The sequence below is a fragment of the Collimonas sp. GW821-FHT02H07 genome (genome assembly GCF_059421505.1).
Window position 1 is genome coordinate 38,488 of sequence record NZ_JBWKVC010000024.1, and the last position, 11,792, is coordinate 50,279.

At 59.3% G+C, this 11,792-nt stretch carries 9 protein-coding genes, 1 other RNA gene and 1 pseudogene; 6 read left to right on the forward strand and 5 right to left on the reverse strand.

Features of this window, described 5'->3' with window-relative positions; all coding sequences use genetic code 11:
* The first annotated feature begins 98 nt into the window (after positions 1–98).
* Entirely contained in the window at positions 99–3,767 is a 3,669-nt protein-coding gene (locus tag AC07V8_RS24330; RefSeq protein WP_494680799.1) for a DUF748 domain-containing protein, read from the forward strand.
* Positions 3,768–3,844: 77 nt separating this feature from the next.
* Positions 3,845–4,207, forward strand: a transfer-messenger RNA (tmRNA) gene (ssrA, locus tag AC07V8_RS24335).
* A gap of 213 nt (positions 4,208–4,420) precedes the next feature.
* Here the strand turns inward: ssrA and AC07V8_RS24340 are convergent.
* A complete protein-coding gene (locus tag AC07V8_RS24340) occupies positions 4,421–5,329 on the reverse strand; it encodes a LysR family transcriptional regulator (RefSeq protein WP_494680798.1) in 909 nt (302 codons plus the stop codon).
* Positions 5,330–5,443: 114 nt separating this feature from the next.
* Between AC07V8_RS24340 and AC07V8_RS24345 the strand changes: the two genes are divergently transcribed.
* The 3 genes from AC07V8_RS24345 (at position 5,444) to AC07V8_RS24355 (ending at position 7,928) form a co-directional block, all read left to right on the forward strand.
* Complete coding sequence (locus AC07V8_RS24345) at positions 5,444–6,322, forward strand: aldo/keto reductase family oxidoreductase (RefSeq protein ID WP_494680822.1); 879 nt, start codon at positions 5,444–5,446, stop codon at positions 6,320–6,322.
* Between the two features lie 298 nt (positions 6,323–6,620).
* Positions 6,621–7,436 (forward strand): transporter substrate-binding domain-containing protein, encoded by an 816-nt coding sequence (locus AC07V8_RS24350; RefSeq protein ID WP_494680797.1) that lies wholly within the window; start codon positions 6,621–6,623, stop codon positions 7,434–7,436.
* Between the two features lie 165 nt (positions 7,437–7,601).
* Complete coding sequence (locus AC07V8_RS24355) at positions 7,602–7,928, forward strand: barstar family protein (RefSeq protein ID WP_211443572.1); 327 nt, start codon at positions 7,602–7,604, stop codon at positions 7,926–7,928.
* 8 nt (positions 7,929–7,936) lie between these two features.
* Here AC07V8_RS24355 and AC07V8_RS24360 read toward each other — a convergent pair whose 3' ends face one another.
* The 4 genes and pseudogenes from AC07V8_RS24360 to AC07V8_RS24375 form a co-directional block, all read right to left on the reverse strand.
* Positions 7,937–8,755, reverse strand: a complete 819-nt coding sequence (locus tag AC07V8_RS24360; protein ID WP_494680796.1) for a phosphodiesterase — start codon at positions 8,753–8,755, stop codon at positions 7,937–7,939.
* Positions 8,752–9,813 (reverse strand): ABC transporter ATP-binding protein, encoded by a 1,062-nt coding sequence (locus AC07V8_RS24365; RefSeq protein ID WP_494680795.1) that lies wholly within the window; start codon positions 9,811–9,813, stop codon positions 8,752–8,754. Before AC07V8_RS24365 ends, AC07V8_RS24360 begins: the two co-directional genes overlap by 4 nt.
* Positions 9,810–10,115: pseudogene (locus tag AC07V8_RS24370) on the reverse strand (ABC transporter permease); the annotation flags it as partial. The pseudogene AC07V8_RS24370 and the gene AC07V8_RS24365, both read right to left, overlap by 4 nt.
* 84 nt (positions 10,116–10,199) lie before the next feature.
* Positions 10,200–10,655, reverse strand: a complete 456-nt coding sequence (locus tag AC07V8_RS24375; RefSeq protein ID WP_494680794.1) for a GNAT family N-acetyltransferase — start codon at positions 10,653–10,655, stop codon at positions 10,200–10,202.
* 140 nt (positions 10,656–10,795) lie between these two features.
* Between AC07V8_RS24375 and AC07V8_RS24380 the strand changes: the two genes are divergently transcribed.
* Positions 10,796–11,671: a patatin-like phospholipase family protein gene (locus tag AC07V8_RS24380; RefSeq protein WP_494680793.1), complete on the forward strand. Its 876-nt coding sequence runs from the start codon at positions 10,796–10,798 to the stop codon at positions 11,669–11,671.
* The last annotated feature ends 121 nt before the right edge of the window (positions 11,672–11,792 follow it).

An 11,792-nucleotide genomic window follows, 5' to 3' on the forward strand; every position in this document is an offset into this window, starting at 1 on the left:
GGCGGCTTGCCATAAGCAGTTTCAAAGACTTTAATAAAATAGCGAGCAAGACTGTCTGGCGGTATATTGTTGACATGATTGCCCATAAGGAATAAAAAATGGCAAACCTCCCTCGCCCTTCCTGGCTTCCACGCGCCATCCGTTGGACCGGCATTACCGTCGCCGTCCTGCTAGTGCTGGCGCTGATCAGCTGGCTGGCGGTGCCGCCGGTCGCCAAGCACCTGGTTGAACAGCAGGTCGAAGCCCAGATCGGACGCAAGGCCAGCGTCGGCAAGATCGCTTTCAATCCGTTCACGCTCACGCTCACAGCCACCGATTTCACGCTGTACGAACCCGACAAGACCACCCCTGCCTTTTCCGCCGGCACGCTGCTGGTGAACGCCTCCTCGGCTTCGCTGTTCCGCCTGGCGCCAGTGCTGAATGAAGCCCAGCTGATCAATCCCAAGCTGCATATCGTGCGCACCAGCGCCGACGGCATCGGCCGCTACAATTTTTCGGATGTGATCGACCGCATCCTGGCGATGCCCAAGAGCGACAAGCCGGCCTTGTTTTCGGTCTCGAATATCCAGCTGCAAAACGGCTCGGTCAAGTTCGACGACAAGGTGACCGGCAAGCTGGTCGATATCGAGGCGCTGAATATCGGCCTGCCTTACATTTCCAATTTCGCCAGCAAGGTGGACACCTTCGTCCAGCCGCACATCTCGGCCAAGATCAACGGCACGCCGTTTGACCTCAAGGGTCGCAGCAAGCCGTTTTCCGGCAGCCAGGAAACCTCGCTGGCGATCGATATCGACCAGCTGGATGTCGCCAGCTATGTTGCCTTTTCCCCGGTCGCGCTGCCGCTGGCGATCCAGAGCGCCAAGCTGTCCACCAAGCTCGACCTGAACTTCGCGCGCAACAAGGACAAGCCCGAAGTGCTGCTCTCCGGCTGGCTGCAGCTGGCCGATCTGGCGCTGGCCGACAAGAATGCGGCGCCGCTGCTGAAAGCGCAAGCCGTCAGCGCCCAGATCGGCAAGCTGAACGTCCTTAGCGGCGCCGCCGCACTCGACCGCATCGACATCCAGAAGCCGGAAGTCTGGGTCAACCTGAACGCCAACGGCAGCCTCAACTGGGCGGCCCTGAGCACACCGGCGGCCAAGCAGGAAATCGTCAAGGATGCGCCGAAGAAGACCGCCGCTGCGCCGCCGCCGATGAGTCTGGCCAAGCTCAGCATCCACGACGGCATAGTGAACTGGAAGGACGCCGCCAATGCATCGCCGGCGCTGGACCTGCAAGTCAAGAACGTCGCTGTGGAGGCGTCCCGGCTGTCGATGGCGGCCGACGCCAAGCCGGCCACCGTGACGCTCTCCACCGGCACCGATACCGACCAGCACATCCAGTTCATCGGCCAGATCACGCCGGCCAAGGCGATAGTCGCCGGCAAGGCCAGCATCAAGGCCTTGTCGCTGGCTGCGTACCAGCCTTATGTCAACCGCTCGCTGGCAGCGGTACTGTCCGGCCAGCTGTCGCTGGACACCCTGCTTGCCATCGACGGCGGCCGCATCCAGCTGCATCAGCTGGGCATAGCTGTGGACGACCTCAAGGTTGCGGCTAAAAACAGCGCCGGCGGCAGCATCGCAGCCAAGAAAATCAGCCTGGAAAACGCTAGCCTGGATACCCAGGCGCATACCTTCAACGCCGCCGCATTACGCCTGGCCGGCATCGAGGGCGACATCCGCCGCGACGCCCAAGGCAAACTCAACCTGCAGCAATTCATTGCGCCCGCCGGCGCCACGAACAAGAGCGACAAGAGCGCCCCCGCCAAGCCCAGCGGACCGGACTGGGTCGCCAATCTGAACCAGTTTGCCGTCACCGACAGCGGCGTCACTTATCTCGACAATGCGGTGAAGCCGGCGGTCAAGCTGCGCGCCGACGGCCTCAACCTGAGCGCGGAGAATGTCTCCAGCAAGCTCGACAAGCCGATCAAGGTCGCCCTGCGCACCCAGCTCAACAAGAGCGGCAAACTGGCCATCGACGGCAGCGTCGCCGCCCAGATGAAATCGGTGGCGCTCGACATCGATGCGCAAAACCTGCCGGTGCCGGCGCTGCAGCCTTACTTCACCGATTACCTGAACGTAACGTTGAGCTCGGGCCTGGCGAGCAGCAAAGGCAAGCTGTCGCTGGTGCTGCCTGGCGGCCGCCAGGAAATGACGACCGGCTATAACGGCAATCTGCGCCTGGCCAATTTCCGCGTGCTGGACAAGGAGAATTCGGCGGATTTCCTGAAGTGGAAAATGCTGGAAGTCAGCGGCATCAATGCGAATATCGGCGGTCCGCGCCAGAACGTCACGCTGGCGAAAATCGCCCTGAGCGATTTCTATGCGCGCATCATCCTGTCCGAATCGGCCAAGCTGAATCTGCAAGACATCGTGGTCTCGAAAAACGCGCCGGCCGACGCGCCGAAGCCGTCCCTGACTTCGGCCGAGGCAGGCGAAGGCATGGGCCAGGGAACGCAAAAAGTCACCAAACCGACTGCCGAGGGCACCGCCACCGTCGCCCCCATCGCCGTCGCGCCGCCTAAAGAGAATGCGCCGGTGATCAAGATCGGCCAGGTAGTCATCAAGGGCGGCAACGTCAACTACACCGACAACTTCGTCAAGCCGAACTACACCGCCAACATGACCGGCATGAACGGCACTGTCGGCGCGATCGCTTCCGACAAGCCGGCGCCTGCGCCGATTGACCTCAACGGCAAGATCGACAACGATGCCCCAGTCGCCATTTCCGGCTCGCTCAATCCCCTGTTCAAGCCGATGTTCCTCGACATCAAGGCCAGCGCGAACGGCGTTGAACTGCCGCGCCTGACGCCGTATGCAGCGAAGTACGCCGGTTACGCCATCGAGAAAGGCAAGCTGTCGATGGACGTCAACTATCACATTGAAAATGACAAGCTGGTGGCGGAGAACAGTGTGCGCATCGACCAGCTCACCTTCGGCGACAAGATCGACAGCCCGACCGCCACCAAGCTGCCGGTGCTGCTGGCAGTAGCCCTGCTGAAAGACCGCAACGGCCAGATCAACATCAACCTGCCGATTTCCGGCACCCTGTCGGATCCGCAGTTTTCGATAGGCGGCATCATCGTCCGCATCTTCGTCAACCTGATCGTCAAGGCAGTGACCTCGCCGTTTGCGCTGATCAGCTCCGCCTTCGGCGGCAGCGGCGGCGATGAACTCGGCTATGCAGAATTTGCGCCCGGCTCGGCCACCCTCAGCGCCGCCACCCAGGGCAAGCTGGATACCATTGCCAAGGCGCTCAATGACCGCCCGGCCCTGAAACTGGACCTGATCGGCCGCGTCGATCCGAAGACCGACACCGACGGCGTGCGCCAGCAAGTCCTCAACCGCCAGCTGAAACAGTTGAAACAGAAAGACTCGGTCGATCAGAGCGTAGATACGCAATCGGACGACGTCACCCTGAGCGACGCCGACAAGGATAAGTACATGGGCAAGGTGTACAGCGCCGGCAAATTTGACAAGCCGCGCAACGCCATCGGCTTCGCCAAATCGCTGCCGACCGCGGAAATGGAAAAATTGATCGTTGCCAACACGCCGATCACCCAGGATGCCCTCAGCGCCCTGGCCACCCGCCGTGCCGAAGCGGTGCGCAAATACCTGGAAACCAAGGGCAAGATCCCGCTGGAACGGATCTTCCTGATCGCGCCCAAGCTGACCGCCGACGGCATCAAGGACAAGGGTGCGCCGAACCGCGTCGATTTCTCCCTGAAATAAGGCTGCGGCTGGCCACTTTCAATCCTGGCAAGCCGCTGACAGGAAAGCCCCAAGTGCGCTACAATAGAAGTCTGCTTGGGGGCGACCTGGTTTCGACGTGGGTTACAAAGCAGCGCAGGGCATACCGAGGACCGACTACCTCGTAAATACAATCGGAATAGATCTAACTGCAAACGATAACTCGTACGCACTAGCCGCTTAATAACCGGTTAGCTCTACACCATCTCGTCCCTGGGGTGGGCTGGTAAAACAGCAGTAGAGTCATTTACAGGGAATCGCTGTTAGCCGGGTTACTTGGCTGACCGTTAAATTTAGGTGACTCGCCTGAACGAAGCGTGTGCGTCCGCGTCGGCTGGGTTAAATCAAATGACAGCACTAAGTATGTAGAACTGTCTGTAGAGGACTTGCGGACGCGGGTTCGATTCCCGCCGCCTCCACCACCAATACAAAAGGTCACCCGAAGGGTGGCCTTTTTTATTGGTGTTCGACGTGACTGGTATCGAGCCCGTGTCCGGTACGGACGCGGGGCGAAGACAGGGTTTCGGCAAGCATGCTTGCCGCTGTCTGAGCGGTTTTCGCCTGCGGGCGAAAACCCGGGAGATTCCCGCCGCCGTCAATATGACGCTATCGAAGTCGCGCCTGGCACGTTGGACTCAACGCTGAACGGGAAACACCTTGATAAAATCAATAAACGCACGCAAAGGAGCCGGCACAAGGCGCCGCCCGGGATAATAAAGAAACGGCCCCGAAAAGCGCGGCCACCATGGTTCGAGCACGGCTTCCAGTGCGCCGCTATCAAGATGGGGACGCAGCCAGTCCTCGAAAAGATAAAGAATGCCGCTGCCTGCGATTGCTGCTGCAACGGCGAGATCCGCGCCTCCACCCGCCTGTACGATCAGCGGCCCCGTCGGATCAATTCGCAATACCTCTCCGTTCCGCTCAAACTCCCATGGCGGCATTGATCCGCTGGAAAAGCGGCCGCGCAGACACGCATGATCGAGCAGTTCGCGTGGATGTTTCGGCCGGCCATGCCGATCAAGGTACGCGCTGGAAGCGACGGTGGCAAAGCGCTGGACGCGCGGCCCGATCGGCACTGCGATCATGTCCTGTTCCAGCCTCTCGTCGTAGCGGATGCCGGCGTCGCAACCAGCGGCGATGACGTCGACAAAACTGTCCTCGGTGAGGATCTCCAGTTGAATGTCGGGATAGGCCGCGAGAAATGGCGGTACGATGCTGCCCAGCACCAGCCGCGCCGCACTGACCGGCACGTTGAGGCGCAAGGTGCCGGCTGGCCTGTCGCGGAAACCGTTCACCACATCGAGTGCGGACTGCATTTCGCTCAAGGCCGGGCTGAGCCGCGCCAGCAAGCCCTCGCCCGCTTCGGTCGGAACGACGCTGCGCGTTGTGCGATTGAACAGCCGCACGCCCAGCTGCGCCTCCAGGCGGCGTACCGCCTCGCTGAGCGCAGATGCGCTGCTGCCGCTTGCGCGAGCGCCATCGCGAAAGCCTTTGGCGCGTGCCACCACCACAAAGGCGTTGAGATCTCCCAGATCGACTTTCATTTGTCCGCAGCCCCACTGTTCGCCAATCCGCACAACCCGTATTGATTGTACCCAATTATCGTGGGAGGAGAAAAAGCCTACCATGGATCGTCTTTCATTTACAGGAGCACAATGATGTCTAATATCAAATCATCCATTAGCTTTGTACTTGGCGGCCGCACCGTAAAGCGACTTGGCTATGGCGCCATGCAGCTTGCCGGACCTGGCGTATTCGGTCCTCCCAAGGATCGTGATGCGGCACTGGCCGTGCTGCGCGAAGCCGTCGCGCGCGGAGTGAATCACATCGACACCAGCGATTTCTACGGCCCCCACGTCACTAATCAGTTGATCCGCGAGGCGCTGCATCCTTATCGAGACGATCTTGTCATCGTCACCAAGCTTGGCGCCCGGCGCGGCGACGACGGTTCATGGATTCCAGCAATGTCGCGCGCAGACCTAACCCAGGCGATCCACGACAATCTGCGCAATCTTGGTCTGGACGTGCTCGATGTGGTTAACCTTCGCAGCATGTTCGGTATCCACGGACCTGCTGAAGGCTCAATCGAAGAACCGCTCATGGTTCTGGCCGAACTCCAGCGCCAGGGCCTGGTGCGCCACATCGGACTGAGTAATGTGACTCCGGAGCAGATCGCGGAAGGACGCCGTATCTGCGAGATCGTCTGCGTGCAAAACCATTACAACGTGGCTCATCGGGAAGACGATACCCTGATCGACGACCTTGGGCGTGACGGTATTGCATACGTGCCTTACTTCCCGCTCGGCGGCTTCACCCCGCTGCAATCTTCTACCTTGTCGGATGTGGCTGCGCGTCTCGGCGTCACATCGATGCAAGTCGCGCTCGCCTGGCTGCTTCGTCGCGCGCCCAACATCCTTCTGATCCCAGGCACCTCATCTGTCGCGCACTTGCAGGAGAATCTGGCGGCAGGTACGTTGGCGCTGTCCGACGATGTCATAAAAGAATTGGACCAGGTAGCGAGCATCAGCGCTGCTTGACGCCGTACAAATGCCCATCGGGCAAAGTTGTTCGTATTTGATGACAGATTTCGACCCTGCGTCCGGCGCGGACGCGGGGCGAAGACAGGGTTTCGGCGACAACCCAAAGCATTTGCCAAATTCCGCTTCGGGTCAAAGTGGGCGGCACGCAACAGCGATCATTCCTCCTCGATTATTCCGTATACAAACTTTCCACTCAGACATAGAATCCGGTGCTGCTGGGCATCGCAGCAATGTCTCTGCCATTGTCATCGTGGATGGACATGAACTACATTCAATTCATTCTGGGAGTCTTCTTGTGAAGCGTTACGCCGGTGTTGTTGCATGCATTTTTGTCTATTTCATTGCCATCGCAGGGGGCTTGATTCCCGCCAAGGAAAGCCGCGCGGATGCGATGGACGATATCCAGAGCCGGCGCGCGATTCGCGTCGCGGTGCCAAAAGATACGCCGCCGTTCGGCGCGGAAGGCCAGTACAAGTCGCTGGAAGGATTCGATATCTCGATCGCCAAGATGATTTCGCTGGAGCTGGGAGTCAAGCTCGACATGGTGCCGCTGGCCAGCGCGGACCGCATTCCTTCGCTATTGAACCACCATGTCGACATAGTCATTTCCAGCCTCGGCAAAAACCCGGAACGCCTGAAACAGATCGACTTTTCGCAGGCATACGCGCCGTTTTACCTGGGTGTGTTCGGCGCTCCCAACCTGGACGTAAAAAATGCCGCCGCTTTGTCCGGCAAGACTATCGCCGTGCTCAAGGATTCGATCGAAGATGTCGAACTGACCAAGATTGCACCGCCTTCCGCCATCATCAAACGCTTTGCCACCAGCAAGGAAGCAGAGAAATCCTATCTGCAAGGCGAATCCAAGCTGCTGGCCGCCGGCAACGTGCTGATTTCTGCCTTTACCAAGGAGCAGGCGGAAGGCACCCAGCTGAAGATCGTGTTGAAGGATTCGCCATGCTTCATCGGCGTTAACAAAAACGAAACCGCCCTGCTGAACAAGATCAACGCGATGCTGAGCAACATCAAGAAAAACGGCATGCTCAACGTCAATGCCCAGCGCTGGTTCAAGGCGCCCTTGCCTGACAGCGTATTGCGTAGCGGGGTCGAATAAGCGAAGCAGCTGTCTGCGGCGAATGAAAGGGGTTCCTTCAGCGGAACCTCTTTTTTCATTTCTGAGTCCTGCTTTTATTGATTCGGCCGGCGCCGCCGTGGCGCGATCGGCCGCCAAAGATGTGGTAAGTTCGTGGCATGACATTTGATACGCAGGAGAACCGACATGCCAACCGCAAGCCTGAACGGCGAAATCATCACCGGCTGGGACAGCTTCCATAGCGAATCGGCCAAGGCGTTCGGCTTCCCTGAATTCTATGGGCGCAACATGAATGCCTGGATCGATTGCCTGAGCTATCTGCGCGACGAGGACGGCATGAGCAAATTCCGCCTCAAGGAAAACGAGGTGCTGAACATTGAAGTGCTGCACAGCGATAAACTGCGCCAGCGCGCCGCCGAAATTATCGAAGAGCTGGAATTTTGCATTGCTGCGATCAACGAGCGCTATGACGATTACGGTGAAAAGCCGGCGCTGAAACTGATCCTGCGCTAGCGCAGGAATTAATCGATCAGGCGGTCGCCGTCGTAGAACGGATATGGCCCGTCAAATTCTCCGATATAGGCAGTGTGGCTGATCAAGCCGTGGTCGGCATCCCACAGATGCAGTTGAAACGCCGGCGGCTCCATCACGAAGCGGGACTCCGCCTGCGGGCTCAGATCCAGCGCCACTTGGTGCGCAATACCAGGACAGGTCGAGGCGATGCTGCCGCCAAAACGCAGCTGGATGGCGCGGTGCAAATGACCGCACAGGATACGCTCTACCTGCGGATGACGCTGCACCACGGCAGCCAATGCCTGCGGATCCGCCAACCCTATTTTATCCATGTGGCCGATGCCGGTATGAAACGGCGGATGGTGCATGACGATGACGGTCGGCTTGTGCGGCTGCGCCGCCAACACCTGATCCAGCCATATCAGACTATCGGCGGCCAGCGCGCCGCTGCTGGATTGCGGAATGACCGTATCCAGCGCCACAATGCGCAGCGCATGATCGTCGATCACGTACTCTATTCTGTCCCGGCTTTGCTGAAGATATAAATGTTCAGGAAAGGCCGCCCGCAAAGCACTGCGTTCATCGTGGTTGCCTGGGATCAGGTAATACGGCAGCTCCAGCGCTTGCAGCAGCTGGCGCAGGAATGCGTATTCGTCCGGCATACCGAAATCCACCAGATCGCCGGTAATCACCACGGCGTCGGGCCGCTGCCTGAGCCCGTTCACCTGCGCGATGCAGCGCCGCAGGCTCTCCGCGGTATCGACGATGCGATAAGATTTCTTGCCCTGCGCCTTGATATGCAAATCGGAAATCTGGCAAAGAATCATGCCGCCACCTCATCCTGGAAATGCAGCAAGGCATGCTCAGGCACGCGCAGTGCGATGCGCTCCCCCACTTGCCAGGATGCGCCGCGGCCGGCATCGACCACCACCGCCTGCTCGGCGCCGACATCGACCAGCAGGCGGGTGCGGTCTCCCAGGAAGAAGGTCGACAGAATTTCTCCCCGCATGCTGGCAGCATCCATGTCAGCGGCAACAACCTCCACATCTTCCGGCCGGAACATCAGCGTCGCCCGCGGCCCCGCGGACGACGTATCGCATGGCAGCTGACCGCCGCCAAAGCGCAGCTGGCCGTCGCTGGCGACGCCGCTCACGCGGTTCATGGTGCCGATAAAATCGGCGACAAAATGGCTGGCGGGACGATAGTAGATATCCTGCGGACTGCCGATCTGCGCGATCTTGCCGCGTTCCATGACCACCACGCGGTCGCCCAATGCCATCGCCTCGCTCTGGTCATGCGTCACATAGATGGCGGTGATGCCGAGCTTACGCAGCAGCTGGTTGAGATCGGCGCGCAACGTTTCGCGCAGCTTGGCGTCGAGTGCCGTCAGCGGCTCATCCAGCAGCAGGACCCTGGGTTCGACCGCCAGCGCACGGGCCAGGGCGACCCGCTGCTTCTGGCCGCCCGACAACTGGTCGATGCGGCGCTGTCCTAATCCTTGCAAATGCACCATTTCCAGCAGAGCGTCGATTTTTTCCAGGCGCTGGGCGGCCGGCATCTTGCGGATCTTCAAGCCGTAGGCAATGTTTTCCCCGGCCGTCATGTTGGGGAACAAGGCGTAGTTCTGGAACACCATGCCGACGCCGCGCTTTTCTATCGGCAAGGCGGTAACATCTTCGCCACCGAACAGAACCTGGCCGCCGGCATCGGGAAATTCCAGGCCGGCGATCAGACGCAGCGTGGTGGTTTTGCCGCAGCCGGACGGCCCCAGCAGCACCACGGTTTCGCCGGGATGGATTTCCAGCTCTATCGGTTGCAGCGCCTGCGCGCCGTTGGCGAAGGTCTTTGCGCACTGGATCAGTTTGATCGAAACGGCATTTTTCATAAACGGACTCTTGAGCGTGTGGCGTGTGTCACCCATTGCATGGCGACCAGCAGCGGGATGATCATCAGGAAGAAAATCAGCGTATAGGCGGAGCCGACTTCCAGCCGCATCGAGGCATAGCTGTCGGCCAGCCCGACCGGCAGCGTCATGGTCAGCGGCGTATGCAGCATCCAGGTGATATTGAATTCGCCTATCGACAAAGTCACCACCATCAGCGCGCCGGCCAGGATGCCGGAAAATACATTAGGAATCACGATGCCGAAAAAACGCTGCGTCAGGCCGGCGCCGAGGCTGGCCGCGGAACTGTTTGTCGGCTTAAATCGGTAGCTGTTGTATTGACGGCTTGCGTCGGGGATGATCTTCGATGGCTGGCGCGCCGGGCCTGGTCAGCGCGCAGGACGAAGATAGTAGATGTCCCACTCCTCTTCGGCGAGCAATTCAAAGCCATGGCGCTGATAGAAACGGTTGGCGTCGCTTCCTCTCAGGGCGCCTACGCGCAGAGGCAATACCTGAGCATCGGCTTCTTTAAAGATTTGGGCCAGTACAGCCGCTCCGATACCCCGTCCCTGATGCCCGGGACGAATATAGAGATGATCCAGCAGCAATTGATCCTGGCCAGGTTTGACGACCACAAAACCCAGCCGCTGGCCATCAACGCTGACATGCCTTGTGTAATTGGCGGCAAAACCTGAGCGGAACCGCTCCCGGGCGCGCACAGGATCAAAGCGGCCGATGCGTTCCAGGCTCTCGCGCATGGCGGCGATGCGCAAGGCCACCAGCTCTTCAAAATCGGCTTCAGCCGCCTGGACCAGTGTGATAAGCGGTGCACTCTCTGCTGACATAAGTACTTTCAGAATTTTCCTGCAGTTGATTCGTCCATTTTATCTCAATCGATGGAGCTGGCTGCTGGCGCAGCGAGGCCTGCAGGAGTAGCCTATACAGATTGCCATGCACCAGCCTATGGCTATTCACAGGTTACTTTATGGAAAAGACCGCATTTGTATTCGCCGGCGGCGGCAGTCTTGGCGCCATTGAAGCCGGCATGTTGCGTGAGCTTATCGCTTCCGGAGTGCGCCCGGATTTCCTGGTCGGCGCCTCTGCCGGCGCCATCAACAGCGTCTTCTTTGCCTATCAGCCGCATAGCGCCGGCGCCATGCGGCTGGAGTTCTTGTGGCGCGGCATCCGGCGCCAGCACATCATGCCATGGTCGTTTTTGTCTTTGCTGGGTGCTTTCCGGGGACAAGGCACGCACTTGGTCAGTTCATCGAAATTGCGCGAATTATTTTACGAGCATTTTGGCAGCCGTAAGCTGGAAGAGTGCGATCTTCCTGTCTATGTCGTGGCGACTGAAATGAAAACAGGCAATGAAATAGTCATTTCATCCGGTTCGGCAGTGGACGCAGTACTCGCCAGCACCGCGATCCCCGGGGTTTTCCCGCCGGTATCGCTGGATGGGAACATGCTGATCGACGGCGGCGTCGCCAACAATACCCCTATTTCGACAGCAATCCGTTTGGGCGCCACGCGCGTCATCGTGCTAACCACCGGATTCACATGCGCCGAGCGGCGTCAGCCAAAAGGCGCGCTGGAACATGCCATGAGTGCACTCAACTTGCTGGTGGCGCGGCAGCTGGTCTCGGATCTGGAGCGCTGGGCTCCGCATGCGGCGATCTCTGTGGTCGCTCCGTTATGCCCGCTCGATGTTTCGCCGTATGACTACAGCCAGTGCGGTTTGCTGATAGACAGAGCCGCGGCTGAAACCCGGCTCTGGCTGGAGGCCGGGGGACTGGATAATCACGAAATTCCAGGAGGGCTCAGGCCGCACTCCCATGACGCTGATGTTTCTTGTCATGGCTAATCGGGATATTTGAAGATTTTCTGCGGTCTTTTACAAATCGTCCGCGCAAAGCAAAAACCCTCTGCACGATGAGATGCAGAGGGTTTTTTAATAAAAGCCTGACGATGACCTACTTTCACAC